Genomic DNA, 26,140 nt, shown 5'->3' with positions numbered 1-26,140 from the left:
GGGGGGGGGGGGGGGGGGGGGGGGGCGGGGCCCCGGCCCCCCGGGGGCGGGGGGGGTGGGGGGGGGGGGGGGGGGGGGGGGGGGGGCCCGGGGTGTCCCGGGGGGGGGGGGGGGCGCCACCCCCCCCCCCCCCCCACGGCGTTCTCGCGTTCAGCCCCTGGTCAGCCGCGTTCCTCCGGTCGCTGCGGCGTCCAGTTGCCCTTGTCGCGCTTGGCGGCCTCCGCCTCGGCCTCCTTGGCCTGGACCTCGGGGTCGAGTGCGTCCTGACGGCTGCCGTCGACCGAGTTCAGCCGGGACGAGTCCGGTACGTCGGTGGGGGCGGGCGGTTCCACGAGCCAGTCGGGGTTGGCCTGCTTGTCCCACCACTTCCAGGCGGCGAACGCGGCGGCGCCGAGCAGACCGATCACGCCGATCCGCTTGAGGGCACGGCCGGCGAAGGCGCGGCGCTTGTGCCTGCGGACCAGATGCTCGATCTCCTTCGGCGAGACCTGCCCGCGCAGCGCGGAGACGGCGGCGCTGCTGCGCGCGGCCGCTTCCGTCGCGACGGGCTGGGCGGCGGCGACGGCGTTCTCGACGTGCGGACGAGCCGCGTCCGCCGCCTGCCGGGCCGCCTGGCGGGTCTGGCGCGCAGCCCGGTCCAGGGTCGGCGGCACATGCGTACGCGCCTGCTCGATCCTCGGGGCGAGATGGGCGCCGTACTGGGCGCGTGCCTGATCGGCCGCCTCCTTGGCGGCGTCGGACACCTTCGGCGCGAGCCGTACGCGGGCCTCGTGCGCGTAGAGCGCCGCCCGGTCCTTGGCCGTGTCGGCGTAGGGCGCCACCACTTCCGCGGCGTGACGCACGCTGTCCTTCGCCGAGCTGGCCGCGGCGCGCGCGCTGTCGATGCGGGTCACGGGTTCCTCCTCCTCGGTGGCGTACGGTATTTCACCTTTCCACCCTTTATCGGATCATGCCCGTCGGGGGACGGGGCGGCATGCGTGGGCGGGCATCCGGGGCAACGGCCCCCGTGGGCGTCGACTCCGGGCAATCCTCGGTATTGCGATGCAACGTTCGTAACGCGATGCAACGCCGGTTATGGCGATGCAAGGTCGTAATGCGGTGCAAGGGGAGCTCGCGGACGACAATGCCACGGATCGGTCGTATGCGCGCTGCTTACGGCGGGAGTTGTCGGGCTGTCCTCGGGTGCTGTCGGGCCCGAGTACCCCATCGGGGCGCCTTCTGTCACCGGATCCCGGCCATCCGTCTCCTTGCCCTCGCTTTCCCTCGCCTTCTCTCGGCTTTCCCTCGCCTTCTCTCGGCGGGCGCGGATCCGTGCGAGGATTCGGGGCGTCAGAGAAGGCAACGGAAGGCAGATCGTGGCTGAGCAGCTTTACGCCACCCTGAAGACCAACCACGGCGACATCGTGATCCGGCTGTTCCCGAATCACGCGCCGAAGACGGTCAAGAACTTCGTGGAGCTCGCCCAGGGCGAGCGGGAGTGGACTCACCCGGCCACCGGCACCAAGTCCACGGACAAGCTCTACGACGGCACGGTCTTCCACCGCGTGATCAGCGGCTTCATGATCCAGGGCGGCGACCCGCTGGGCAACGGCACCGGCGGCCCGGGCTACGAGTTCGCCGACGAGTTCCACCCGGACCTGGGCTTCGACAAGCCGTACCTCCTGGCGATGGCCAACGCGGGCCCGGGCACCAACGGCTCGCAGTTCTTCATCACCGTCTCGCCGACCGCCTGGCTGACCCGTAAGCACACGATCTTCGGCGAGGTCGGCGACACCGCGAGCCAGAAGGTCGTGGACACGATCGCGGCCGCGCAGACCAACCCGCGCACCGACCGCCCGGTCAACGACGTTGTCATCGAGTCGGTCGTGGTCGAGAAGCGCGAGGGCTGACCTCCGCCGGGCTCCCGCCGGGAACCTTTTCGCCCCGCTCGTCCGTAAGGATGAGCGGGGCGGTGCGTTGCTTGCCCGTGCCGTCGTACGGAGAGTGAGGGGACTCATGGACCAGGTGCCCGGCAGTCCGCAGGAGCCGCAGGACGCGTCCGGCCTGCCCGGCTGCTACCGCCACCCGGACCGCGAGACGGGGATCCGGTGCACCCGCTGCGAGCGTCCGATCTGCCCGGAGTGCATGGTCAGCGCCTCGGTCGGCTTCCAGTGCCCGACGTGCGTGCGCGAGGGCTCGGGCACCGGGCACGCGCCCTCGGCGAACCAGCCGCGCACCATCGCGGGCGGCACCGTCGCCGCCGACCCCCGGCTGATCACCAAGATCCTCATCGGGCTCAATGTCGCGGTGTTCGTCCTGGTGTCGGTGAAGCCGGAGCTGGTCAGCGAGCTGTTCCTGGTCGGCGGGCACGGGTACTTCCCGTGGGGCGTCGCCAGCGGTGAGTGGTACCGCCTGGTCACGTCGATGTTCCTGCACGAGCAGATCTGGCACATCGCGTTCAACATGCTGGGCCTCTGGTGGCTCGGCGGCCCACTGGAAGCGGCGCTCGGACGCGTGCGGTACGTGGCGCTGTATCTGATCTCCGGGCTCGCGGGCAGTGCGCTGACGTATCTGATCACCTCGCCGCTGCAGGCCTCGCTCGGCGCTTCCGGCGCGGTGTTCGGCCTGATGGGGGCGACGGTGGTGCTGATGCGCCGCCTCAACTACGACCTCCGGCCGGTCCTGGCGCTGCTCGCGCTGAACATGCTGTTCACCTTCACCTGGTCCGGCATCGCCTGGCAGGCGCACGTCGGCGGACTCGTCGCAGGCATGGCCGTCGCGTACGGGCTCGTGCACGCGCCCCGGGAGCGGCGGGCCCTGGTGCAGTGGGGGACGTGCGGGCTCGTGCTGCTGCTCGTGCTCGGCCTGGTGGTCCTGCGGACCGCGCAGCTCGGCTGAGCCGCACACGACTGGGGCTCAGCCGGGTGGGGCTCACCGGGTGGGGTTCACCGGGTAGGGCTCACGGCTGGGGAAACCCGGTGCGTTCACCCGAGGTGGACCGGTTGTGCACACGCTGTGGCCAGAGTTGTCCACAGCGTGTGGCGGATCTTGTGCACGCTGTGGGGAACAGCAGTGCCCCTTGTCGCTGACCTGGGTTTCCCCAGGAAGGACAAGGGGCGTGCGATGTTCCCCATGGCGTTCCACATGACGGAGGTCCGGTCGTACCGGCGTCAACGCCACAGGGGTTATCCACAGATCTTCGTAGTTTTCCCCGGCTGTGGAAACGGCTGTGGATAACTCAGTGGATAGCTTGGGGCAGGGCTTGTGCGCCCCGCCCCGAGGGCGGTATCAGCGCGAGGCCGAGCCGGCTGAGCGCTCTACTTCCACTGAGCTGAGCGCCCTACTTCCACTGAGTCGAGACACCGAAGCCGGCGGCGATGAAGCCGAAGCCGACCACGATGTTCCAGTTGCCGAGCGCCTCGATCGGAAGCCTGGTGTCCGTCACGTAGAAGACGACGATCCACGCGAGGCCGATCAGGAACAGCGCCAGCATGACGGGGGCCACCCAGCCGCGGCTGGTCAGCTTGATGTTGGCCGCCTGCTTCGACGAAGGCGGCGGCGTGTAGTCGGCCTTCTTGCGGATACGTGACTTCGGCACGAGGGTTTCTCCTGTCGATGCGCTGCGTGGCCGCGCAGGGAACGGGTTCGGCTGGCGCCGGGCGGGGACGACGATGGGGAACGATGCTCTCCCCCAAGCGTCCGTTAGCGTAGTGCTTCCGCCGCGCCGTAAGGAGTAAGGGTACGTTGAGCAATTCTGCCGACTCCTCCGACGAGGCCACCAAGGCGCCAGGTCGCAGGCGCGGTCTGCGCCCCGTGCGCCTCCTGACGGCCGCCGTGTTCGCGCTCGCCGGGCTGATCTTCTTCACGAGCTTCAACACTGCCAAGGGTACGAACATCCGTACCGACGCTTCCATGCTCAGGCTCTCCGACCTCATCCAGGAGCGCAGCCACAAGAACGGCCGGCTCGACGAGGCCAACGGAGCCCTGCGCGAGGACGTCGACGCCCTCGCCGAGCGCGACAGCGGCAGCTCCGAGGCCGAGGAGGCCAAGCTCGACGCCCTGGAGAAGGACGCCGGTACGAAGAAGCTCAAGGGCGAGGCCGTCTCCGTCACCCTGACCGACGCCCCGCCCGGCGCCACGGCCAAGATCCCCGGCTACCCCGAGCCGCAGCCCAACGACCTGGTCATCCACCAGCAGGACCTGCAAGCCGTCGTCAACGCCCTGTGGAAGGGCGGCGCCAAGGGCATCAAGGTCATGGACCAGCGGCTGATCTCCACCAGCGCCGTCCGCTGCGTCGGCAACACCCTGATCCTCCAGGGCCGCGTCTACTCACCCCCGTACAAGGTCACCGCCGTCGGCGAGCCCGAGAAGCTGCGGCAGGCGCTCACGGCCTCGCCGGAGATCCAGAACTACATGCTGTACGTCAACGCCTACGGCCTCGGGTGGAAAGTCGACGAGCACCGGGCGGTGACTCTTCCCGGTTACTCGGGCACAGTGGATCTCCATTACGCGACGCCCGTGGAGTAGCCGTGGAACTGCCGTCGGCGGGACGGCAGTTCGGGGAGGGGCCGGACCGTGTCGGTGCGAGTGCTGTTAAGGACCTTCAGCGAACTGTGCCTCACCATCGGCATGTTGATCGTGCTGTTCGTCGCCTACGTCCTGTTCTGGACCAGTGTGAAGGCCGATGGCGCGATGGACAGCCAGATCGACCAGCTGCGGAGCGAGTGGTCGAGCGGGTCCGTGTCCGCCGGGGAAGACGCGTCCGTACCCGCCGGGGAAGACGCGGGGGCCGGAGAGAGCGACGAGACGGGGGGCGGAGAGAACGACGAGGCGGGGGCCGGAGAGAGCGACGAGGCGGGGGCCGGAGAGAACGACGAGACGGGGTCGGCCCCGCCTGCCCCGCCCGCCTATCAGGACGGCAAGGCCTTCGCCGTCATGTACATCCCGCGCTTCGGTTTCACGTGGAACAAGCCTGTGCTCGAAGGCACGAAGGTCGACACCCTCAAGAAGGGCCTCGGCCACTACGCCTCGACCGCGCAGCTCGGACAGCGTGGCAACTTCTCCGTCGCGGGCCATCGGCGCACCTACGGCGACCCGTTCAAGGACTTCCCGAAGCTGCGCCCCGGCGACCCGGTGGTCCTGACCGACGGCAGCACCTGGTTCACGTACCGCATCGTCAACAAGCCCTACAAGACGCTGCCCAGCGACATCGGCGTGATCGACCCCGTCCCCCGAAAGTCCGGCCTCGACGGGCCGGGCCGTTACCTCACCCTTACGACCTGTGAGCCAGAGTGGGGCCACAGCCATCGGCTGATCGTCTGGGCGCACCTCGACGCGACCCAGCCGGTGGAGAAGGGCAAGCCCGAGGCTTTGCGCAGCTGACCCACGGGCACCGGGCACCGCCCCTTAGTCTGGTGGCGTAGGCCGACTGGCCGACGGGGCCATCGGGGCCACGGGCGTGGGAAGGGACTGCGGACAGCATGTACGGCTGGATCTGGCGGCATCTGCCGGGCAACACGTGGCTCAAAGCGCTGATTTCGGTCGTGCTCGCGGTCGCGGTCGTCTTCCTGCTCTTCCAGTACGTCTTCCCGTGGGCGGAGCCGCTGCTGCCGTTCAACGACGTGACGGTGGACGAGGGCATGGGCGCGGGCGTTGTGAACGGCGTGGCGGGAGCGGCCCTGTGAGCGCGCGCATCCTCGTCGTCGACAACTACGACAGCTTCGTCTTCAACCTGGTCCAGTACCTGTACCAACTGGGTGCCGAGTGCGAGGTCCTGCGCAACGACGAGGTCGCCACCTCGCATGCTCAGGACGGATTCGACGGCGTCCTGCTCTCGCCGGGGCCCGGCGCGCCCGAACAGGCCGGTGTCTGCGTCGACATGGTCCGCCACTGCGCGTCGACCGGCGTGCCCGTCTTCGGCGTCTGCCTCGGCATGCAGTCGATGGCCGTGGCGTACGGCGGGGTCGTGGACCGGGCGCCGGAGCTGCTGCACGGCAAGACGTCGCCGGTGACCCACGAGGGCGTCGGTGTCTTCGCCGGGCTGCCCTCCCCGTTCACCGCGACCCGCTACCACTCGCTCGCCGCCGAGCCGGCCCGCGTACCGGACGAGCTGCGGGTCACCGCACGTACCGACGACGGCATCATCATGGGCCTGAGGCACCGTGAACTCCCGGTCGAGGGCGTGCAGTTCCACCCGGAGTCGGTCCTCACCGAGCACGGTCACCGGATGCTCGCCAACTGGCTGGTCGAGTGCGGTGACGCGGAGGCGGTGGCGCGATCGGCGGGGCTTGCCCCCGTCGTGGGCAGGGCCTCGGCGTGACCGCCACCCGCCCCGAGCGTGAGTCAGGCGCCCCGTACGAGCAGAATCCCGCGTACGGGGACGCCGGTGCGTTCGAGGCGGCGGTCGACCGCATGGACGACCCCCTCAACGACCCGCTGCCCGGCCGACAGCACCCGTCGCCGTGGTTCCGCTCGGGGGAGACGCCGCAGCCGCCGGAGCAGCCGTCCGCGCCTGAGCAGCCGTCCGCGCCGGAGCAGCCGTCCGCGCCTGAGCCGTCCTCGTACGACTCGTCTCCGTACGACTCGTCCCCGTACAACCCCTCGTACGAGATGGCTTACGAGTCCTCGTACGGATCGACGTACGCGGAGCCGGAGCCCGAGCCGTACACGGAACCGGAGCCTGAGCCTGAGCCTGCGCCTGCGCCTGCGCCTTTTCCGGCGTACGACGTGCCCGTGTCCGTGCCCGTGTCCGACACGCTTCCCGTGGACGACGAGACCGTGGGGCTGCGGACGTCCGACACCCGGAGGACGGCCGAGGCAGAGTCCGGGGCGGAGACCGGGGCCGAGGCCGAGGAGAGGCCGGTCGGTGAGGGGCGGGCGGCTCGGCGTCGCGCCGCTCAGCAGGCCGCGCGGCGCGGCGGTGGCGGCGGTCGGCGCAGGCGCACACCGGGTGCGGCGGGTGCCGCGGCCGCGACGCCGGCGACGAAGCCGGACGGCAAGCCGCTGTCCCGCGTCGAGGCGCGGCGGGCGGAGCGCGCGAGGAGACCCAGCCCCGCGGTCGTGGCGAGCCGGGCCGTGGGTGAGCTGTTCATCTCCGTGGGCGTCCTGATGCTGCTGTTCGTCACGTACCAGCTGTGGTGGACGAACGTGCGCGCGGGCCAGGAGGCGGGCAGCGAGGCGAGCAGGATCCAGGAGAACTGGGCGAACGGCAAGCGCAAGCCGGGCGCCTTCGAACCCGGCCAGGGTTTCGCGATCATGCACATCCCGCGGCTCGACGTGGTCGTCCCCGTCGCCGAGGGGATCGACAAGGAAAGCGTCCTGGACCGCGGCATGGTCGGCCACTACGCCGAGGGCGCCCTGAAGACCGCGATGCCCGACGACGAGAAGGGCAACTTCGCCGTCGCCGGCCACCGCAACACCCACGGCGAACCGTTCCGGTACGTCAACCAGCTGGAGAAGGGCGACCAGATCGTCGTCGAGACCCAGGACAAGTACTACGTGTACGCGATGCAGAGCATCCTTCCGCAGACCAGCCCGAGCAATACGGGAGTCATCGCGCCGATCCCCAAGGGCTCGGGTTTCACTGAGCCGGGGCGGTACATCACGCTGACCACGTGTACCCCGGAATTCACCAGTACCTATCGATTGATCGTCTGGGGCAAGATGGTCGAGGAACGGCCGCGCAGCAAGGGCAAGCCGGATGCGCTCGTTCGCTGACGGGACAGAACGAGTATGAGTACGGGGACGTACGGGGACGGGGCGGGAAGCTGTGGCAGCCACCACTGACCAGGACGACGACGGGCGGACCGAGAGCCCGCAGTCCGCGCCGAGGCGCCGGTCTCGCGGATCCCGCGGCGGATCCCGTCGGTCCCGCCGGTCCCGCCGGTCCCCCCGGTCCCGCCCGGGGCGGATCGCCATGGCCGTCAGCGTCTTCGGTGAACTCCTCATCACCGCCGGGCTGATCCTCGGCCTCTTCGTCGCCTACTCGCTGTGGTGGACCAACGTCCAGGCCGACCAGGAGGCCCGCAAGCAGAGCGACGCGGTCCGTGACCGGTGGGCGGGCGGCCCCGGCGCCCTCGACACCAAGGACGGCATCGGCTTCCTGCACGTACCGGGCATGAAGGCCGGCGAGATCCTGGTCAAGAAGGGCACCGACCCGAAGACCCTCAACGACGGTGTCGCCGGTTACTACACGAAGCCGGTCAAGTCGGCCCTGCCGGAGGACGACAAGGGCAACTTCTCGCTCGCCGCGCACCGGGACGGCCACGGCGCCAAGTTCCACAACATCGACAAGCTCAAGGACGGCGACCCGATCGTCTTCGAGTCCAAGGACAAGTGGTACGTCTACAAGGTCTACGCGAAGCTCGCCGAGACCTCGAAGTTCAACGTGGACGTCCTCGACGAGGTCCCCAAGGAGTCCGGCAAGAAGAAGCCCGGCCGCTTCATCACGCTCACCACGTGCACGCCGGTCTACACGTCCACGTACCGCTACGTGGTGTGGGGCGAGCTGGAACGCGTCGAGAAGGTCGACAACGAGCGGACGCCGCCGAAGGAGATCCGCTGAGCCTGCGCCGTTGAGTCCGCGCGGCTGAGCTCGTGCCGCTGAGCTCGCGCTGCTGAGCCCGCGCCGCTGAGGGGCGGGTGCGGAAAGACTCCCGGCCACCTCCACGAGGGAGGTGGCCGGGAGTCTTCGCTGTCTGGGGCCTGAGGCCTCAGAGGTCCTGGGGCCCCGAGGCCCCTGGGGCTCAGTCGCCCTTGCGGGGGCTCAGGCCGGACGGGCCGCCGAAGATTCCGCCGCCGTCGCCGCCGTCCTCACCGCCGTTGCCCTGGCCGGGCATCGTCGTGAAGTTGACGGTCGTGCTGCCCGGCACCTGCGTGCCGGCGGGCGGGTCGGTCGTCACGACCAGCGCACCCGGCTCCTGCGGCCCGCTGGTGACGTTGCCGGGCGTGAGGCCCGCGTCCTGCAGTGCCTTCCGGGCGTCCTTCAGCTTCTGGCCCGTGAGCGCCGGCACCTGCACCTGCTCGGCCGCCTTCGCCACGGTCAGCGTGACCTTCGAACCCGGGTCGGCCTCCGTGTTGCCCTTCGGCGTCTGCTCCACGACCTGGCCGGCCGGGACGTCGTCCCTCGGGACCTCCTGCGTCTCCACCGTGAAGCCGTTGGCCTCCAGCTGCTGCGTGGCCTCGGCGACCGGCTTGCCGATCACGTCGGGAACAGTCTCCTGCGCCGGCTTCGCCGCCACGGTCAGCGTGATCGTGGAGCCCTTCTCGCGCTCGGTGTCGCCCTCCGGGTCCTGGCCGATGACCGTGCCCGGCGTCCGCTCGGACTCCTCGTTCTCCCTGTCGACGGAGAATCCCTTGTCCTCCAGCTGCGCCTTGGCCTTCGCATACGTCAGACCCTGGACGTCCGGAACGGTGGCCTTCGGCGCACCCGTCGACACGACCACGTCGATCGCGGAGAACTTCTCGACCTCGCCGTCCTCCGGCTTCTGGCTGCAGATCTTGCCCTTGGCCTGGTCCTCGCACTCCGCACGCTCGACGGACAGCTTCACATCGCCGTTCTTGGCGCGTTGCTCCGCCTCGTCGAGGGTGAGGCCCACCATGTCCGGCACGGCCACCATGCCGTCGTCGGTGCTGCCGTTGCTGCCGAAGACCTCCTTGCCGATCAGGATCGCCCCGACCAGCACGAGCAGGCCCGCGAGGACCAGCAGGATCGTCGACGTGGTGCCCTTGCGCTGACGCCGGCGCTGCGGGCGCTCGTCGTAGCCGTAGCCGCCGTCGTCCGGGTTCACCGGCGGCAGCATCGACGTCTGGCCGCCGCCGTTCTGCGGACGCAGCACCGCCGTGTGCTGGTCGTCCGGGTGACCGCCGCCGTACCCGACCGCGCCGAGCGCCGCCGTCGCCGCGACCGGCTGGCCGTCCAGGCACGCCTCGATGTCGGCCCGCATCTCGTCGGCCGACTGGTAGCGATAGTCCGGGTCCTTGACCAGGGCCCGCAGCACGATCGCGTCCATCTCGGGCGTGATCTCGGGGTCGAACGTGCTGGGCGGCTGCGCCTCTTCCCGTACGTGCTGATAGGCCACCGCGACCGGCGAGTCCCCGACGAACGGCGGCCGCACGGTGAGGAGCTCGTAGAGCAGGCAGCCCGTCGAGTACAGGTCGGAACGGGCGTCGACCTGCTCGCCCTTGGCCTGCTCCGGCGACAGGTACTGCGCCGTGCCGATCACGGCCGCGGTCTGCGTCATCGTCATACCGGAGTCGCCCATGGCGCGGGCGATGCCGAAGTCCATGACCTTGACCTGGCCGTTGCGCGTCAGCATGACGTTCGCGGGCTTGATGTCACGGTGCACGATGCCGGCGCGGTGCGAGTACTCCAGGGCCTGGAGGATGCCGATGGTCATCTCCATGGCCCGCTCGGGCAGCAACTTCCGCCCGGAGTGCAGGAGTTCACGGAGCGTGGAGCCGTCGACGTACTCCATCACGATGTACGGAATGGAGACCCCGGCGCCGCCGCCGTTGTCGTACACCATGTCCTCGCCGGTGTCGTAGACCGCGACGATGGCCGGGTGATTGAGCGAGGCGGCGGACTGGGCCTCACGGCGGAACCGGGCCTGGAACGACGGATCGCGGGCGAGGTCCGCCCGGAGCGTCTTCACGGCGACGGTGCGACCGAGGCGAGTGTCATGGGCGAGGTAGACCTCCGCCATGCCACCACGGCCGAGCACCTGGCCCAGCTCGTACCGGCCGCCGAGGCGACGCGGCTCTTCCATAGCTACCTACCAGCCCTCTCCGTCAGTCCCGACCGCACCCTTGTGTGGTCCGGCGGTGTGCTGTCCCGGGATACCGTACCGGCCCGTCCGAGCATGATCTGGCCGCGAGCAGTACCTGATACCGGACCGGTACAGCCGTGACCGACGTCACTTCCGCTGTCATTTCTTGCTGTCGATGACTGCCTTCATGACGTTCTTCGCGATCGGTGCGGCCAGGCCACCACCCGAAATGTCACCGCGGTCGGCGTCGCTGTCCTCGACGACCACGGCGACCGCCACCGGGGAGCCGCCGTCCGGATTCTTGGCGTAGCTGATGAACCAGGCGTAAGGCTTCTCACTGTTGTCGACGCCGTGCTGCGCGGTACCCGTCTTGCCACCGACGGTGACGCCGGGGATCTGCGCGTTGGATCCGGTGCCCTGCTTGACGACCGTTTCCATCATTTCCTGCAGCTTCTGGGCGTTCGCCTCGGACAGCGGCTCGCTCATCTTCTTCGGATCGTGCTTCTCGATCACGTCCAGGTTCGGCGCCTGCAGATTGTCGATCATGTACGGCGCCATCAGCGTGCCGTCGTTCGCGACCGCCGAGGCGACCATCGCCATCTGCAGCGGAGTCGTCGCCGTCTCGAACTGGCCGATGGAGCTCAGCGCCGTCTGCGGCTTGTCCATCTCCTTCGGGAAGACCGAGGCGTTGGAGCGCACCGGGATGAACTGCTCCTTGTTGAAGCCGAACTTCTGGGCCGTCTCCAGCATCTTGTCCTTGCCGAGATCCGAACCGATCTTGCCGAAGACCGTGTTGCAGGACACCCGCAGCGCCTCGCGGAGCGTGGCGTTCTTGCAGGGGATCGGGCCCTCGTTCTTCAGCTCCGTGTTCGTGTCCGGCATCGTCCACGGCAGCGGAGACTCCGTTTCCTCGTCCGGATCGTCGTACAGCCCGTGCTCAAGGGCGGCCGCGGCCGTGACCACCTTGAACGTGGAACCCGGCGGGTACGTCTCCCGCAGTGCCCGGTTCAGCATCGGCTTGTCCGGGTCCTTCTCCAGCCGCTGCCAGGCCTTCGAGTCGTCCTCGCTGTTGCCCGCGAACGTCGACGGGTCGTACGACGGAGTCGAAGCCAGCGCCAGGATCGCGCCCGTCGACGGGTCGATCGCCGCGACGGCGCCCTTCTTCGAGCCGAGGCCCTCGAAGGCGGCCTTCTGCGCCCGGCCGTTCAGCGTGGTGACGACATTGCCGCCGCCCTGCTTCTTGCCGGTGATCATGTCGAGGGTGCGGCGGAAGAACAGCCGGTCGTCGTTGCCTGTGAGGATCTCGTCCTCCAGGGACTCGATCTGCGTGGCCCCGAACGCCTGCGAGGCGAACCCGGTCACCGGCGACCACATCTCGCCGTTCTTGTACGTCCGCTTGTAAGCGAAGTCACTCCCGGTCGTCGGCGCCGAACCTGTGATCGGCGTCTCCCCGACGATGATGTCGCCACGCTTCTGCGCATACCGCTCGATCAGCACACGCCGGTTCTTCTCATGCGTACGCAGCTCGTCCGCCGACACGTACTGCAGCCAGTTGTCCCGCAGCAGCAGCGCCAGCATGAGCAGACCGCAGAAGATCGCGATCCTGCGCAGGGGCTTGTTCACGGCCGCACCACCTGAGTCATCTCGGCGTCCGGATTCGGGGCCGGCGCGGGGGCGGGGCGGCGGGCTGTGTCGCTGATGCGGATCAGCAGACCGACCAGCGCCCAGTTCGCGATGACGGACGAACCACCCGCCGCGAGGAACGGCATCGTCATACCCGTCAGCGGAATCAGGCCCATGACGCCACCGGCGACGACGAAGATCTGCAGCGCGAACGCCCCGGAGAGGCCCACGGCGAACAGCTTGCCGAACGGGTCACGCGCGGCGAGCGCCGTACGCACACCGCGCTCGATCAGCAGCGCGTACAGCAGCAGGAACGCCATGACACCCGCGAGCCCCAGCTCCTCGCCGATGGTGGCGAAGATGAAGTCCGCGTTGGCCGCGAAGCCGATCAGGTCCGAGTGCCCCTGGCCGAGGCCCGTGCCGAGCACACCGCCCGAACCGAACGACATGATCGACTGGCCGATCTGCTCGCACGCGTTCGACGTCGTATAGCAGGCGAAGGGGTCCAGCCAGGCGTTCACACGTGCCTGCACATGGCTCGCGAACGACGCCACACCGACAGCACCCGCGGCGGACATGCCCAGACCGATCACGATCCAGCTCGTCCGCTCCGTCGCCACGTACAGCATGATCACGAACATGCCGAAGAACAGCAGCGACGTACCCAGGTCGTTCTCGAAGACCAGGATGAGCAGGCTCATCGCCCAGATCACCAGGATCGGGCCGAGGTCGCGGCCACGCGGCAGATAGAGCCCCAGGAAACGACGGCTCGCCAGCGCCAGCGCATCCCTCTTCACCATCAGATAGCCGGCGAAGAACACCGCGATCACGATCTTCGCGAACTCACCGGGCTGAATGGAGAATCCACCGACCCGGATCCAGATCTTCGCGCCGAACTGGTCGGTGCCAAGGCCCGGAACGAGCGGCAGCAGCAGCAGCATCAGCGCCACGACCATCGAGATGTACGTGAAGCGCTGCAGAATCCGGTGATCCTTCATGATCAGTATCACCGCGACGAACAGGGCGATACCGAGCGCCGAGTACATCAGCTGGTTCGGAGCGGCCGGGTTGAACGTGCCGAAGGCGTTCTTCTGCAGCTGCTGCAGCCGCTCCGACTGATCCAGCCGCCAGATCAGCACCAGGCCGAGCCCATTCAGCAACGTCGCCAAAGGCAGCAGCAGCGGATCCGCGTACGGAGCGAACTTCCGCACCACCAAGTGCCCGACCGCCGCGAGCAGTCCGAGCCCGAGCCCGTACCCGAGCATGCCCGTCGGCATCTCGTCGTTCATGGCGAGGCCCACATTGGCGTACGCGAAAACCGGGATGACCACTGCGAAGACCAGCAGCGCCAGCTCGGTGTTACGGCGGCTCGGTGCCCCGATCGCTCCAATGGTGGACGTGTGTGTCGTACTGCTCATGGCTAGGAATGCCCCCTGCGCCTACTGCTGACCGGCGGGCGCGCTGCCGCGTGGGGTCGGTGACTGCGTGCTCTGATCCGGGGCGGCGTCCTTGCCGTCCTTCTTCGTGCCGGACGTGCCGCCCGCCTCGCCCTCACCGGTCGCGGCGTTCGACTCCTCCTCCGCCTTGCGCTTCTGGGCCTCCCGGCAGTCCGCCGTCAGCTCGGAGATCTTCTGGCGGGCCTCCTCGAGCGTCGTCGGGTCGAGACCCCGCTCCTCCAGCTTGGTGCGCTGGAAACTCGGCAGACACGTCAGCTCGACCTCCGGGTGCTCCTCCTCGAGCTCCGACAGGTTCACCCACGCCAAGTCCTGGTTGATGCCCCGGTACAGGGCCAGATGCCCGTCCTTCGCACCCACGTAGTACTGCGTCTGCGTCCAGTAGTACGCCCCGTACAGACCGCCGCCCACGACGGCGAGCGCCAGCGCGATCAGCAGCGATCTCTTGATCCACTTACCGCGGCGCCGCGGCTTGACGAAGTCCTCCTCCATGTACGCGCCGAACGAACCGTCCGGGACGTACGCATCCGGCTCCGCCGATCCGGGCGGGCCGAAACCCCCCGTGGGCTGCGGCGGCACCGGCCGGCCGAGACCGGCGGCACGACCCGCGGGCGTCTGCATCGCGCCGTTGTCGTTCGACTGCAGCTGGTTCTCGGCGACCGCGCCCACCACGACCGGGGTGTCGACGAGCTGACCCGCCAGGGTGTCCCCGCTGTCGATGTCCAGGACGTCCGCGACGATCACCGTCACGTTGTCCGGACCGCCGCCGCGCAGCGCCAGCTGAATCAGCTCCTGCACGGTCTCCTGCGGGCCCTGATAGCTCGCGAGGGTCTCCTCCATCGTCTGATGCGACACCACACCGGAGAGGCCGTCGGAACAGATCAAGTACCGGTCGCCCGCGCGGACTTCACGGATCGACAGATCCGGCTCCACATGGTCACCGCTGCCCAGCGCCCGCATCAGGAGCGACCGCTGCGGATGCGTGGTCGCCTCCTCCTCCGTGATCCGGCCCTCGTCGACCAGCCGCTGCACCCATGTGTGGTCCTGCGTGATCTGGGTCAGCACACCGTCACGGAGCAGGTACGCCCGCGAGTCGCCGACATGGACGAGACCGAGACGCTGACCCGTCCACAGCAGGGCGGTGAGCGTCGTGCCCATGCCCTCGAGCTGCGGGTCCTCCTCGACCATCACGCGCAGCTGGTCGTTCGCCCGCTGCACGGTGTCACCGAGCGACGTCAGAATGTCCGAACCCGGCACGTCGTCGTCGAGCTGCACGAGCGTGGAGATCACCTCGGAGCTCGCGACCTCACCGGCCGCCTGACCCCCCATGCCGTCGGCGATCGCGAGCAGCCGCGGACCGGCGTATCCCGAGTCCTCGTTGCCCTCCCGGATCATTCCCTTGTGCGATCCGGCGGCGAAGCGCAGAGACAGACTCATGCGCACCTCGCCCGTCGGCTCCGGGTACATCCGCACGGTGCCCACCCTCCGGTCGGGAGCGCGCTCGGGCCCGTCGTGGGGGCCGCGTCGGCTCGCTCGCTCCGCTCGCGCTTATTCATGACGTAGCACTACTTCCGCAGCTCGATGACGGTCTTGCCGATGCGGATCGGCGCACCGAGAGGCACGGGCGTCGGAGTGGTCAGCCGGGTCCGGTCGAGATACGTGCCGTTCGTGGACCCGAGATCCTCCACGATCCACTGACCGTCGCGGTCCGGGTAGATCCTGGCATGCCTGCTCGACGCGTAGTCGTCGTCCAGGACGATCGTCGAATCGTGCGCACGGCCCAGCGTGATCGTCTGCCCCTGCAGCGCCACCGTCGTACCCGTCAACGTGCCCTCGGACACCACGAGCTTCGACGGCGCACCACGGCGCTGCCGCCCCCCACTGCTCTGCTGCCGCGGCGCGGGAGGCGCCGCCTGCTGGCGGCCCTGCGGGCGCGCCTCGCCACCGCGGCGCGAACCGCGTTGCGTGACGCGCGTACCGAACAGGTCGCTGCGGATGACCTGGACGGCCACGATCACGAACAGCCACAGGACGGCCAGGAAACCCAGCCGCATGACCGTCAGGGTCAGCTCTGACATTGCCCCCGCTTCACCCTTCGGCTTGCCGGTAAATGATGGTGGTACTGCCCACGACGATCCGCGAGCCGTCGCGGAGCGTAGCGCGGGTGGTGTGCTGCCCGTCCACCACGATGCCGTTGGTGGACCCGAGATCCTGGATCGTCGAGGGCGTTCCGGTCCGGATCTCACAGTGCCGGCGCGAGACGCCGGGATCGTCAATCCGTACATCGGCGTCGGTGCTGCGGCCGAGGACCATCGTCGGCCGCGAGATCTGATGGCGCGTGCCGTTGATCTCGATCCAACGCCGCGTCTGCGCACCCGGCAGCGGGCCCGAGGGCCCCTGCGCACGCGCCTGCGGGCTACGGCCCGCGCCGGGCGGCGGCGCGGACGGCATCGGCGGAGCACCCGCGGGCGCGGCCGCCGGAGCGCCTCCCGCGGGCGGGTAGCCGTAACCCCCGCCGCGCTGCTCGCCACCCGGGGCCGCGGCCGGCCCCGCCGGATGCTGTGACGAACTAGACGCAAGCGTCCGGCTCCGGACCCGGTACAGACCGGTGTCCAGATCGTCGGCCTTCTCCAGATGGACCTTGATCGGGCCCATGAAGGTGTACCGCTGCTGCTTCGCGTAGTCCCGGACCATCCCGGAGAGCTCGTCCCCGAGCTGGCCCGAGTACGGGCTCAGCCGCTCGTAGTCGGGAGCGCTCAGCTCCACGATGAAGTCGTTGGGCACGACGGTCCGCTCGCGATTCCAGATCGTGGCGTTGTTGTCGCACTCACGCTGCAGCGCACCAGCGATCTCGACCGGCTGGACCTCGGACTTGAACACCTTGGCGAAGGTGCCGTTGACCAGACCTTCGAGTCGCTGTTCGAACTTCTTCAGGACTCCCATGGGCACCTCCTCCGGTCGTCATCATCCTGGTACTGCTTACTGATCGTATCCACGCGCCGGGAAATCGGCTGGTTCCCCTTCTCTGGCCTGCGGATGGGTGTCGCCTCTCACATGTCCCCGTCCACGCACTTCACACGTCATGCCGACGTGCTCCGCATGTCCGGACACATATGCCCAGGTCCCAGCGCTCCGCATGTCCTCGGCCACGTGTTCCCACATGGCCATGTCCACGTGCCGCACGTGTCCAAGCGCACTCGAAGTCCACGTGCTCAGCCTGTGCTCGTCCGCGGGCAATCCACTGCTCCTGCCCGCGCACTCCCACACCGGATCGTAGAGGCGGCCCTGAGCCAGTGTCCCGCACCTGGGGACGTGGGTGCTTTGCCTGTGGATAACTGGGGCGGAGGGGTGGAGGGGCGGGGTGGCGGGCGGTCGGTGGGGCGTCGGGGGGCGGGGGTCGGTGGCGGCGCCGGGGTGTCCGGGGTCGCGGGGTCTCCGGGGTTCGCCGGGGGAGGGCCGCACGGGGTGTGGGCAGGGGGCGTGGGCGTTCGTCTGAGACGGAAGCCGCCCAGGCCTCCCAGTCGGTCGTACGAGGCGAAGCCCAGCCGGTACGGGGTGACGCCTGGTCGTACGGGGCGAGCCCGTTGTGCGGGGCGAAGCCCGGTTGTGCGCGGCCAAGGCCTGCCGTACGAGGCCAAGCCCGGTTTTACGAGGCCGGCCTCGCTCCGGCCGGCCCGACATCGGCCCGACATCGGCCCGACATCGGCCCGACTCGGTCCAGTTGGCGAAGGTCGGGGTGCGGTGGATCAGGTGTGGTCCGTGCAGGTCCGAGGCCTGCCGGGGCCGAGCGGGCATCGGCGGAGGCCGCTGAAAACGGATGTGAATCCACCCTCCGCACCGTGCTAGTCTTCTGGATGTCGGCAGGCGGACGCGGCAAGCGAAAGCCAGGCGACACACCCAATGCGCGGGTGGCGGAATAGGCAGACGCGCTGGATTCAGGTTCCAGTGCCCGCAAGGGCGTGGGGGTTCAACTCCCCCCTCGCGCACAAGTCAGAAGCCCCGCAGGTCACCGACCTGCGGGGCTTCTGCTATGTCCGCACGCGATTCGGCGTTCGGCCCAGCGCGAGCCCGGCGGGGCGCGATCCTCGAACGTGCCGAAGCTCACACCGATCTCGGCGCGGATGTGAGATGCGGAAGATCGAATTCCGGAGTTATCCACAGGCCCTGCCGGTCCCCACACCCCGGCGGTACCGTCGTCCCCATCGATGCCACACCGCCCGACAACGGCGGCGAACACCGGGGGAGGCGGTCCACGTGACCGAGCTGGACACAGCAGTATCCGAACACCGCACGCGGCCGGACCGACCCGGCCCCGCACCACAGCGCCTCCCCCACGTACCGGGGTTCGCGCACTGGCTCGGCGAAGAATCCCCGAAGCGCACCCGGCAAGGCACTGCGCACCCGCGTGCCCCGCTCCGCCCACGCCCAGACGGCCCCCGACTCCGAAGGCCGCCCCGACGCCGTCACCGCCGTCGAGGAGTCCAACCTCGGCCGGCTCCCCGAACTCGCGCCGATCCGCGTCGGCAGGATGGCCGCCACCCCCTTCGCCTTCCTGCGCGGCTCCGCCGGCCTCATGGCGTATGACCTCGCCCGCACCCCGGCCACCGGTATCGGCGCCCAGATATGCGGAGACGCCCACGCCGGCAACTTCGGTCTGTACGGCGACGCCCGCGGCGAACTCGTCATCGACCTCAACGACTTCGACGAAACCGTCCACGGCCCCTGGGAATGGGACCTCAAGCGGCTCGTCACCTCCCTCGTCCTCGCCGGACGAGAAGCGGGTGCCGACGAAGACATCTGCCGCGCCGCCGCCCACGACGCCGTCGGCGCCTACCGGCGCACCATGCGGCTCCTCGCCAGACTCCCCGTCCTCGACGCCTGGAACGCCATCGCCGACGAAGAACTCGTCTCCCACACCGACGCCCACGACCTCCTCGGCACCCTCGAACGCGTCGCGGAGAAAGCACGCCACAACACCAGCGGCCGCTTCGCCGCCAAGTCCACCGAAACCCTCACCGACGGCACCAGACGCTTCATCGACGCCCCGCCTGTACTGCGCCGCATACCCGACGTCGAAGCAGCCGCCGTCGCCCAAGGGCTCGGCGAATACCTGACCACGCTGTCCGAGGACCGGCTCCCGCTCCTCGCCCGGTACGCGATCCAGGACGTCGCCTTCCGAATCGTCGGCACCGGCAGCGTCGGCGCCAGGTCGTACGTCGTGCTCCTCCAGGACCACCGAGGCGAACCGCTCGTACTGCAGGTCAAGGAAGCACGGCCGTCGACACTGCTGCCGCACCTGCCCACCACCGGCTTCAAAGCACCCGACATCCCGCACGAAGGACGCCGCGTCGTCCTCGGACAGAAACGCATGCAAGTAGTCAGCGACATACTCCTCGGCTGGACCACCGTCGACGGACGGCCGTTCCAGGTAAGGCAGTTCAGAAACAGAAAGGGAAGCGTCGACCCGGCCGCGCTCACCGCCGACCAGATCGACGACTACGGCCGCATGACCGGCGCGCTCCTCGCCCGCGCCCACGCACACAGCGCCGACCCGCGCCTCATATCCGGCTACTGCGGGAAGAACGACGAACTCGACGAGGCGTTCGCCGGCTTCGCCGTGTCCTACGCCGACCGCACAGAGGCCGACCACGCACGCCTCGTCGCGGGCATCCGGGAAGGGCGGATCGGGGCTGAGATGGGGGTTTGAGGTGGGGTGAGGGGTTGAGGGGGTGTGTGGGGGGTGGGGAATTCGGGGGGGTGGGGTGGGGGAGGGAGGGGGGAGGGGCCCCTCCCCGAGTGGGGAGTGAGACCCGCCGCCCCCGGGCCGTACGCTGGGTGCGTGACGAACCCGGAGGACGCGGTGAACCGGCCCGATGACGAGCGGCCCGAGGCCAGGCTCGAGCAGGCGGTGTGGGTGGCCGAGCAGGCATTGATCGAGTTCGAGATCGCGGTGGAGACGTTCCGGGTCGAGGTGGAGAACTTCTCGCGGCTCCATCACCAGAAGCTCGGCCCGATGTACGCGCGGCTCGAGGAGCTGGACGCACAGATCGCCGAGGCGCGGGCGGCGCGTACCGGGAATGCCGAGGATGTGCGGCGGGCCCAGGAGCTGCGGGCTCGGGTGATGCCGATGCCTGATGTGTCGGAGCTGTTCCAGGAGTGGATGGACTCCGACGGGCTGTCGCCGGAGGCCTCGGCGATGTTGTCCGAGTTGCCGGTGCGGGCTCCGGAGCGGGTTCGGCCGAGTGATGAGGCGCGCAGGCTCTATCGCGAGCTGGTGCGCAAGGCGCATCCCGATCTGGCGCAGGACGACAAGGAGCGGGAGCGGCGCGAGGAGTTCATGGTCCGCGTCAATGCCGCGTACGGCCGGGGTGACGAGGTTCTGCTGACGGAGCTGTCGGCGGAGTGGGCCGCCGGGCCGGTGGCGGAGGCGGATCGGCCGAGCAAGAGCGAGGAGCTGTACGCGCGGCTCGAGTGGCTGGCGCAGCGCAAGGAGATGCTGACGCTGGTGGCCCGAGACCTTGAGGAGGGCGCGATCGGTTCGATGCTGCGGATGGCGCCGGATGATCCGGACCGGCTGCTGGAGGACATCGCCGAGCAGCTGTTGGCGCAGGTCGCCGAGCGTGAGGCGGAGCTGGGGCGGCTCGTCGGCTGACGCCGGCTGCCCGGGGCGGCTCGTCGGCTGACGCCGGCTGCCCGGGGCGGCTTGTCGGTTTGGCTCGTCGGTCGAGGGCCGATGTGCCTGGGGTGTCGAGGTCAGCGTTCGGTGGGTGGGAAAGGTCCGGTAGCGTCGGGGTATGGCTTTCGGATCTGTGCCCACGGTTGATGTCACTGAGCTCGCGGACGGTGACTTTCTGCTCGATGTCCGTGAGGACGCGGAGTGGCAGGCAGGTCACGCGGAGGGTGCGCTGCACATTCCGATGAGTGAGTTCGTGGCCCGGTACGGCGAGTTGACCGATGCGGCGCCGCAGGACGGTCGGATCAATGTGATCTGCCGGTCGGGCGGGCGCTCCGCGCAGGTGACGATGTATCTCGCGCAGCAGGGTATCGACGCTGTGAACGTGGCCGGTGGCATGGAGGCGTGGGCTGTTTCGGGCCGCCCCGTCGTGGATGCCGAGGGGCAGCCCGGCGCCGTCGTGTGAGGGGTCTGGCCTCGCTTCAGCTGAGGCTGTGGGCGGCGAGGAGGTTGCCCAGGGTTTCCTCGTGGGCTGCCGCGGGGCCGAGGGACAGCTCGAGGTGTTTGGCCCAGGCGTGGTAGCGGTGCAGCGGGTAGTCGGTGTCGGCGCCGAAGCCGCCGTGCAGATGTTGTGCGGTCTGTACGACGCGTCGTACGCCTTCTGAGGCCCAGATCTTGGCGACTGCGACGTCGCCGGCCGCGGGGAGTGTTCCGTCGGTTGCGGTCGCGATGCGCCAGGCGGCCTGCCAGAGCGTGACTTCCATGGCGCGCAAGTCGATGTAGCGGTCTGCTGCCTGTACGGCTACGGCCTGGAAGGTGGCCACGGGGTGGCCGAACTGTTCGCGTTTGCTGGTGTAGTCGCTGGACATCGCGAGTACGGCTTCGCCGAGGCCGAGGGCGAGTGCGCAGGTTCCGGTGGTGAGGAGGGTGCGCAGCGAGTCCCAGGCGCCCTCGGTGTCGATGACGTCCGTGGTGGGGACGCGGGCGGAGTCGAGGTGGAGTTCGCCGAGGCGTTCGCCGTTGGTGGAGTACTGGTCGGCGAGGGTGACGCCGTCCTGGGTGCGGTGGAGGGCGGCCAGTACGGTGCGGCCCTCGGGGGTGTGGGCGGGCACCATGATCAGGTCGGCGTTGTGGGCCCAGGGCACTGCTGTCTGGGTGCCGTCGAGGGTCCAGCTGTGGTCGTTCGGGTCCTGGCGGGCGGTGACGGCCAGTTCGGCGGGGTCGTGTCCGGTGCGGCCGTTGGCGGCGACGGTGAGGACGAGTTCGCCGCGGGCTGTGGCCGAGAGAGTGCGCTGTTTCAACTCGGGGCTGCCGTAGGTCTGTACGGCGTGGGTGGCGGCGCTGTTCTCCAGGAGGGGTACGCGGGCGAGTGTTCGGGCGGATTCGCGCAGGACGAGGCAGAGGGCGATGGCGTCGAGGCCCGCGCCGTCGTGTTCCTCGTCGATGAGCAGGCTCAGCAGGTCGGACTGGGCCAGGTTGTTCCACAGGGCGCGGTCGAAGTCGTCGGCCACGGCTCTGGTGGTGAGGGCGGGGCTGGGTACGGCGTCGGGTGTGGTGGTGGCGAAGACGGCCTTGGCTGCCTCGACGGCTGCTTGTTGCTCTTCGGTGAAGGTGAAGTCCACTGCCTGTCCTCCCCGGCTCCGGTGCTGTCCTTGGGGTCCGGGCGGCGGACCCTGATCTGACGGATCGTCAAGATAGAACAGGTTCTAAGGGAAGGGAAGGGAAGGGAAGGGAAGGGAAGGGGAGGCGTACGGGACGGTCAACGGTCGAAGTCCAACTCCACCTTCTCCGTGGCCGGGTGGGACTGGCAGGCGAGGACGAAACCGGCCTCCGTCTCCTCGGGTTCGAGGGCGAAGTTGCGGTCCATGCGCACCTCTCCCGAGACCAGGAACGCCCGGCAGGTGCCGCAGACGCCGCCCTTGCACGCGTACGGTGCGTCCGATCTGTTGCGCAGCACCGTGTCGAGCAGGGCTTCGCCGTCCTGCACGGGCCAGGTGCCGGAACGGCCGTCGAGCGTCGCGGTCACCGTGCTGTGCGCGGGTGTGGCGGCGGCGGGCGCGGGTGCCGAGGCGCCGTTCTCGACGTGGAAGATCTCCTCGTGGATCCGGCTTCTGCGCACGCCGAGGGAGCGCAGGGCCCGCTCGGTGCCCTGGACCAGGCCGAAGGGGCCGCAGAGGAACCAGCCGGCGATGTCGTCGACGGGCAGCAGTGCGGGCAGCAGATGCGTGAGGCGTTCCTCGTCGAGCCGACCGGTCACCACTCCGGCCTGTTGCTCCTCTCTGGAGAAGGCCGTGACGAGCTGGAACCGCGTCGGATAGCGGTCCTTGAGGTCGGCCACCTCCTCCAGGAACATCGTCGAGGCCGCGGTGCGGTCACTGCGTATCAGGCAGAACCGGGCGTTCGGCTCGCGGGCGAGGAGCGTCGAGACGATGGAGAGCACCGGGGTGATGCCGCTGCCGCCGACGATCGCGGCATAGTGACCGGGCTGCGGTTCCAGGGTGAAGCGCCCGGCGGGCGTCATCACGTCCAGTACGTCGCCGACGGCGATCTCTTTGTGTGCGTACGGGGAGAACGTGCCGCCTTCGACCATGCGCACCCCGACCCGGAGTTGCCCGGGTCCGTCAGGGTTGAGGGCGGGGGAGCACACGGAGTAGGTGCGCCGGATCTCGGGGCCGTCCGTCTGGCGGCGCAGGGCGAGGTGCTGGCCTGGTGCGAAGCGGTACTCGGCGCGGAGTTCGGCCGGTACGTCGAAGGTCAGGGCCACGGCGTCGTCCGTGAGCCGGTCGACGGCTGTGACGCGGAGCGGGTGGAAGCGGGCCAGGGTGCCGGGCTTGCCTGCCATCACAACTCCTTGAAGTGGTCGAAGGGTTCACGGCAGGTGACGCAGCGGCGCAGCGCCTTGCAGGCGGTGGAGGAGAAGCGGCTGAGGAGTTCGGTGTCGGTGGAGCCGCAGTGCGGGCAGCGCACGGCGAGGGTGAGGGGGACGGGGCCTTGGCCTGCGCCGGCGCGGGGTGGGGCGATGCCGGACTCGGCGAGCTTGCGGCGCCCTTCGTCGGTGATGTCGTCCGTGGACCAGGCCGGGGAGAGGACGCGGCGGACGCTGACCTCGGGCATGCCGTGGTCGTGCAGCACCTTCTCTATGTCGGCGGTCATGGTCTCCACGGCGGGGCAGCCGGTGTAGGTGGGGGTCAGCTCCACCTCGACGCTGCCGGGGCCGAGGACACGGACGCCGCGGACCACGCCCAGTTCCGCGAGGGTGATCATGGGCAGTTCGGGGTCGGGGACCGAGCCGGCCAGTTCCGTGAGGCGCTCTTCGAGGCGGGTCTCGAGCGGGGTCATCACCATGTCGCCCCCGGGTGGCTGCGGTGCAGGTGCTGCATCTCGGCGAGCATGCGGCCGAAGGGTTCGGTGTGCAGGCCCTGGCGGCCCGCGCCTGCTGCCCAGGCGCCGGAACGCGGGGTCTCGGGGAGCGTCAGCGTCGCGCCGCGCAGGGTCTCGCCGATGGACTGGTCCCAACTCCCCTGCAGAGCAGGCCAGTTGATGCCGTGGGTGGTGGTGAGTCCGTCGACGGGCTGGAACATCTCGCCGGTGTACCGCCACAGTGCGTCCACCGCGCGCTGCATGCGGGTGTGGCTCTCGGCCGTGCCGTCGCCGAGGCGGAGGGTCCACTGCTCGGCGTGGTCGCGGTGGTAGTCGACTTCCTTGACCGCCTTGGCCGCGAGTGCGGTGAAGGGGCCTTCGGTGCGGGCCAACTCCGCGTACAGGAAGGCCTGGTAGGTGGAGAAGTACAGCTGGCGCGCGATGGTGTGCGCGAAGTCGCCGTTCGGCTGCTCGACGAGTTGGAGGTTGCGGAAGGCGCGTTCCTCGCGGAGGTAGGCGAGTTCGTCCTCGTCCCCCACCTGGGAGAGCAGGATGCGGGCCTGGCCGAGCAGGTCGAGGGCGATGTTGGCCAGGGCGACCTCCTCTTCGAGTACGGGAGCGTGCCCCGCCCACTCCCCCAGGCGGTGTGAGAGCACCAGCGCGTCGTCGCCCAGGGCGAGGGCGGCCGCGGTGGTCGCCGGGTCCGTACCGGTGGTGGCGCTCGTGGCTTCGGGGCGGCCGGTGCCGGTCGCTGCGGTCACGGGTGCTGCGGCTACGGGTGCTGCGGTCCCGGGTGCTGCTGTCCGGTCGGTGCCGGTGGGCGCGGTCACAGGTGCTTCACTCCTTCCGGGATCTCGTAGAACGTCGGGTGGCGGTACGGCTTGTCGCCCGCGGGCTCGAAGAAAGAGTCCTTCTCGTCGGGGGACGAGGCGGTGATCGCGGCGGAGGGCACGACCCAGAGGGAGACGCCTTCGTTGCGGCGGGTGTAGAGGTCGCGGGCGTTGCGCAGGGCCATCTCCGCGTCCGGGGCGTGCAGGCTGCCGGCGTGGGTGTGGGAGAGGCCGCGGCGGGAGCGGACGAAGACCTCCCAGAGCGGCCAGTCGGTCGATTCGGTCATGCCGTCGCCTCCCCGTGGAGTGGTGCCGTGGCTGCCGCGGGGGCTGCGCCGGCCTGAGCGGTGTGCCGTGCCGTGTCGTGCTTCGCCGCGTACGCAGCGGCGGCTTCGCGGACCCAGGCGCCTTCGTCGTGTGCGCGCTTGCGCTGGGTGATGCGCTGTTCGTTGCAGGGGCCGTTGCCCTTGAGGACCTCGCGGAACTCGGTCCAGTCGATGGGGCCGAAGTCGTGGTGCCCTCGGTCCTCGTTCCACTTCAGCTCCGGGTCGGGGAGCGTCAGTCCGAGGGTTTCGGCCTGGGGGACGCAGATGTCCACGAAGCGCTGGCGGAGCTCGTCGTTGGAATGGCGCTTGATCTTCCAGGCCATGGACTGCGCGGAGTGCGCCGATTCGTCGTCGGGCGGGCCGAACATCATGAGCGACGGCCACCACCAGCGGTTCACGGCGTCCTGCGCCATCTCGTGCTGCTCCGGGGTGCCGCGGCTCAGGGCGAGCAGCGATTCGTACCCCTGGCGCTGGTGGAAGGACTCCTCCTTGCAGATGCGGACCATCGCGCGGGCGTACGGACCGTACGAGCAGCGGCAGAGGGGGACCTGGTTGGTGATCGCGGCGCCGTCCACCAGCCAGCCGATCGCGCCGACGTCGGCCCAGGTCAGTGTCGGGTAGTTGAAGATCGACGAGTACTTCTGGCGGCCGGAGTGCAGTTTGTCGAGCAACTCGTCCCGGCCGGTGCCGAGGGTCTCCGCGGCGCTGTACAGATACAGGCCGTGGCCGGCTTCGTCCTGGACCTTGGCGATCAGGATGGCCTTGCGGCGCAGGGAAGGGGCGCGGGTGATCCAGTTCGCCTCGGGCTGCATGCCGATGATCTCGGAGTGGGCGTGCTGGGCGATCTGCCGGACGAGCGTCGCCCGATAGGCGTCGGGCATCCAGTCCCTCGGCTCGATGCGCTCGTCCGCGGCGACCGCGGCGTCGAACGCCGTGGTCCTGTCCTGCGCGGTCACCGTCTCCATGCCAGGCCCCCTTTTCCTGCGTCTCTGTGCGTCCTGCGTCCCTGCGCGTGGCGGCGGCCGCCACCTTGATCAATCTACCGACCGATCGTTCGGTCCGTCGATTTCAATGGTGGGACCGGCGGCCATACGGTGTCAACCCTGTGGATAACCTCACGGCCGCTGTG

General features: G+C 69.5%; 24 protein-coding genes, 1 tRNA gene and 1 pseudogene. 12 read left to right on the top strand and 14 right to left on the bottom strand.

Annotated features, from left to right (window positions below; genetic code table 11):
• Window positions 1-161: 161 nt before the first annotated feature.
• Window positions 162-893, bottom strand: a complete 732-nt coding sequence (locus QIT00_RS21050; RefSeq protein ID WP_282536869.1) for a DUF5324 family protein — start codon at window positions 891-893, stop codon at window positions 162-164.
• A 462-nt stretch (window positions 894-1,355) separates the two neighbouring features.
• Here QIT00_RS21050 and QIT00_RS21045 point away from each other — a divergent pair, with 462 nt between their 5' ends.
• Window positions 1,356-1,889, top strand: a complete 534-nt coding sequence (locus QIT00_RS21045) for a peptidylprolyl isomerase (protein ID WP_282536868.1) — start codon at window positions 1,356-1,358, stop codon at window positions 1,887-1,889.
• A 106-nt stretch (window positions 1,890-1,995) separates the two neighbouring features.
• Window positions 1,996-2,877 (top strand): rhomboid family intramembrane serine protease, encoded by an 882-nt coding sequence (locus QIT00_RS21040; RefSeq protein WP_282536867.1) that lies wholly within the window; start codon window positions 1,996-1,998, stop codon window positions 2,875-2,877.
• A gap of 442 nt (window positions 2,878-3,319) precedes the next feature.
• Here the strand turns inward: QIT00_RS21040 and crgA are convergent, their stop codons facing one another.
• Window positions 3,320-3,577: a cell division protein CrgA gene (crgA, locus tag QIT00_RS21035; protein WP_282536866.1), complete on the bottom strand. Its 258-nt coding sequence runs from the start codon at window positions 3,575-3,577 to the stop codon at window positions 3,320-3,322.
• Between the two features lie 146 nt (window positions 3,578-3,723).
• On the opposite strand from crgA, the gene QIT00_RS21030 reads away from it, so the two are divergent.
• The 6 genes from QIT00_RS21030 to QIT00_RS21005 all read left to right on the top strand — a co-directional run bounded on the left by QIT00_RS21030 (window position 3,724) and on the right by QIT00_RS21005 (window position 8,542).
• The gene (locus QIT00_RS21030; protein ID WP_282536865.1) at window positions 3,724-4,506 is read left to right on the top strand and encodes a DUF881 domain-containing protein; all 783 of its coding nucleotides are present in this window, start codon (window positions 3,724-3,726) and stop codon (window positions 4,504-4,506) included.
• 54 nt (window positions 4,507-4,560) lie between these two features.
• On the top strand, window positions 4,561-5,361 hold the full coding sequence (locus QIT00_RS21025) for a class E sortase (protein WP_282536883.1): 801 nt from the start codon (window positions 4,561-4,563) through the stop codon (window positions 5,359-5,361).
• Between the two features lie 98 nt (window positions 5,362-5,459).
• Window positions 5,460-5,663 (top strand): hypothetical protein, encoded by a 204-nt coding sequence (locus QIT00_RS21020; protein WP_282536864.1) that lies wholly within the window; start codon window positions 5,460-5,462, stop codon window positions 5,661-5,663.
• Window positions 5,660-6,298, top strand: coding sequence for an aminodeoxychorismate/anthranilate synthase component II (locus QIT00_RS21015; protein WP_282536863.1), 639 nt, complete (start codon window positions 5,660-5,662; stop codon window positions 6,296-6,298). The genes QIT00_RS21020 and QIT00_RS21015 overlap by 4 nt, the downstream gene beginning before the upstream one ends.
• A 92-nt stretch (window positions 6,299-6,390) precedes the next feature.
• Complete coding sequence (locus tag QIT00_RS21010; RefSeq protein ID WP_408909814.1) at window positions 6,391-7,695, top strand: class E sortase; 1,305 nt, start codon at window positions 6,391-6,393, stop codon at window positions 7,693-7,695.
• A 52-nt stretch (window positions 7,696-7,747) separates the two neighbouring features.
• A complete protein-coding gene (locus tag QIT00_RS21005) occupies window positions 7,748-8,542 on the top strand; it encodes a class E sortase (protein ID WP_282536861.1) in 795 nt (264 codons plus the stop codon).
• 181 nt (window positions 8,543-8,723) lie between these two features.
• Here the strand turns inward: QIT00_RS21005 and pknB are convergent, their stop codons facing one another.
• The 6 genes from pknB to QIT00_RS20975 form a co-directional block, all read right to left on the bottom strand.
• Window positions 8,724-10,745 (bottom strand): Stk1 family PASTA domain-containing Ser/Thr kinase, encoded by a 2,022-nt coding sequence (pknB, locus tag QIT00_RS21000; RefSeq protein WP_282536860.1) that lies wholly within the window; start codon window positions 10,743-10,745, stop codon window positions 8,724-8,726.
• A gap of 159 nt (window positions 10,746-10,904) precedes the next feature.
• Complete coding sequence (locus QIT00_RS20995) at window positions 10,905-12,368, bottom strand: peptidoglycan D,D-transpeptidase FtsI family protein (protein ID WP_282536859.1); 1,464 nt, start codon at window positions 12,366-12,368, stop codon at window positions 10,905-10,907.
• Window positions 12,365-13,786 carry an FtsW/RodA/SpoVE family cell cycle protein gene (locus QIT00_RS20990; RefSeq protein ID WP_282536858.1) on the bottom strand — a complete coding sequence of 474 codons (1,422 nt, stop codon included), beginning with the start codon at window positions 13,784-13,786 and terminating at the stop codon, window positions 12,365-12,367. The genes QIT00_RS20995 and QIT00_RS20990 overlap by 4 nt, the downstream gene beginning before the upstream one ends.
• A gap of 21 nt (window positions 13,787-13,807) precedes the next feature.
• Complete coding sequence (locus tag QIT00_RS20985) at window positions 13,808-15,304, bottom strand: Stp1/IreP family PP2C-type Ser/Thr phosphatase (protein WP_282536857.1); 1,497 nt, start codon at window positions 15,302-15,304, stop codon at window positions 13,808-13,810.
• Between the two features lie 83 nt (window positions 15,305-15,387).
• Window positions 15,388-15,900 carry an FHA domain-containing protein FhaB/FipA gene (locus QIT00_RS20980; RefSeq protein WP_282536856.1) on the bottom strand — a complete coding sequence of 171 codons (513 nt, stop codon included), beginning with the start codon at window positions 15,898-15,900 and terminating at the stop codon, window positions 15,388-15,390.
• A 10-nt stretch (window positions 15,901-15,910) separates the two neighbouring features.
• On the bottom strand, window positions 15,911-16,765 hold the full coding sequence (locus QIT00_RS20975) for an FhaA domain-containing protein (RefSeq protein ID WP_282536855.1): 855 nt from the start codon (window positions 16,763-16,765) through the stop codon (window positions 15,911-15,913).
• 959 nt (window positions 16,766-17,724) lie between these two features.
• Here QIT00_RS20975 and QIT00_RS20970 point away from each other — a divergent pair.
• The 4 genes and pseudogenes from QIT00_RS20970 to QIT00_RS20955 all read left to right on the top strand — a co-directional run bounded on the left by QIT00_RS20970 (window position 17,725) and on the right by QIT00_RS20955 (window position 20,961).
• Window positions 17,725-17,808 (top strand) — tRNA-Leu (locus QIT00_RS20970).
• A 277-nt stretch (window positions 17,809-18,085) separates the two neighbouring features.
• Window positions 18,086-19,529: pseudogene (locus QIT00_RS20965) on the top strand (DUF2252 domain-containing protein).
• Between the two features lie 132 nt (window positions 19,530-19,661).
• Window positions 19,662-20,474, top strand: coding sequence for a J domain-containing protein (locus QIT00_RS20960; RefSeq protein WP_282536854.1), 813 nt, complete (start codon window positions 19,662-19,664; stop codon window positions 20,472-20,474).
• A gap of 157 nt (window positions 20,475-20,631) precedes the next feature.
• Complete coding sequence (locus QIT00_RS20955; RefSeq protein WP_282536882.1) at window positions 20,632-20,961, top strand: rhodanese-like domain-containing protein; 330 nt, start codon at window positions 20,632-20,634, stop codon at window positions 20,959-20,961.
• A 16-nt stretch (window positions 20,962-20,977) separates the two neighbouring features.
• Here QIT00_RS20955 and QIT00_RS20950 read toward each other — a convergent pair whose 3' ends face one another.
• The 6 genes from QIT00_RS20950 to paaA form a co-directional block, all read right to left on the bottom strand.
• A complete protein-coding gene (locus QIT00_RS20950; protein ID WP_282536853.1) occupies window positions 20,978-22,117 on the bottom strand; it encodes an acyl-CoA dehydrogenase family protein in 1,140 nt (379 codons plus the stop codon).
• A 137-nt stretch (window positions 22,118-22,254) separates the two neighbouring features.
• Window positions 22,255-23,316, bottom strand: a complete 1,062-nt coding sequence (gene paaE / locus QIT00_RS20945; protein ID WP_282536881.1) for a 1,2-phenylacetyl-CoA epoxidase subunit PaaE — start codon at window positions 23,314-23,316, stop codon at window positions 22,255-22,257.
• Window positions 23,317-23,336: 20 nt separating this feature from the next.
• Window positions 23,337-23,834 carry a 1,2-phenylacetyl-CoA epoxidase subunit PaaD gene (gene paaD, locus QIT00_RS20940; protein ID WP_282536852.1) on the bottom strand — a complete coding sequence of 166 codons (498 nt, stop codon included), beginning with the start codon at window positions 23,832-23,834 and terminating at the stop codon, window positions 23,337-23,339.
• Window positions 23,834-24,616: a 1,2-phenylacetyl-CoA epoxidase subunit PaaC gene (paaC, locus tag QIT00_RS20935; protein WP_349017197.1), complete on the bottom strand. Its 783-nt coding sequence runs from the start codon at window positions 24,614-24,616 to the stop codon at window positions 23,834-23,836. Before paaC ends, paaD begins: the two co-directional genes overlap by 1 nt.
• Window positions 24,617-24,681: 65 nt before the next feature.
• The gene (gene paaB, locus QIT00_RS20930) at window positions 24,682-24,972 is read right to left on the bottom strand and encodes a 1,2-phenylacetyl-CoA epoxidase subunit PaaB (protein ID WP_282536851.1); all 291 of its coding nucleotides are present in this window, start codon (window positions 24,970-24,972) and stop codon (window positions 24,682-24,684) included.
• A complete protein-coding gene (paaA, locus tag QIT00_RS20925) occupies window positions 24,969-25,976 on the bottom strand; it encodes a 1,2-phenylacetyl-CoA epoxidase subunit PaaA (RefSeq protein WP_282536850.1) in 1,008 nt (335 codons plus the stop codon). Before paaA ends, paaB begins: the two co-directional genes overlap by 4 nt.
• Between the last annotated feature and the right edge of the window lie 164 nt (window positions 25,977-26,140).

It is taken from the genome of Streptomyces luteolus (assembly GCF_029968015.1).
Classification (GTDB): Bacteria; Actinomycetota; Actinomycetes; order Streptomycetales; family Streptomycetaceae; genus Streptomyces; species Streptomyces luteolus.
The sequence above is the reverse complement of the archived record's forward strand: the minus strand, read 5'-3'. Positions and strand labels throughout refer to the sequence as shown.